Source organism: Pseudomonas sp. FSL R10-0056 (genome assembly GCF_009600105.1).
GTDB lineage: Bacteria > Pseudomonadota > Gammaproteobacteria > Pseudomonadales > Pseudomonadaceae > Aquipseudomonas > Aquipseudomonas bubulae.
This window is the reverse complement of sequence record NZ_WIWL01000136.1, coordinates 1-274: the sequence shown is the minus strand read 5'-3', so window position 1 is coordinate 274 and position 274 is coordinate 1. Positions and strand designations below refer to the sequence as shown.

Genomic DNA, 274 nt, shown 5'->3' with positions numbered 1-274 from the left:
CATAGAACCGGCGGGCGCCGGTGTTGGCGGCGTAGTCGATCAGGCTCAAGCCCTTGAGCCCTAACTCATCACAACGCTGGTGCGCGTATTTAAGAAACTCCTGGCCCAAGCCCAGGCCGCGCCACCCTTCATGCAAGGCCAGGCTGGAGATATACAGCGTGTCGGGGACCTCCATGTCGGCGTACGGCGCCAGCACCGGGTCGGTCACAGGCTCAGGGTTCGGGTCTTCACGCATCACGTAGCTGTGCATCATGCCAATCACGCGGCCTTCGGC

Annotated in this window: 1 protein-coding gene; it reads right to left on the bottom strand. The window is 62.8% G+C overall.

The genetic code is table 11. The features are described from left to right. Nucleotides 1-274, bottom strand: a 274-nt coding sequence (locus GHO42_RS07445) for an N-acetyltransferase (protein WP_153384142.1), incomplete at both ends; no start/stop codon positions are given.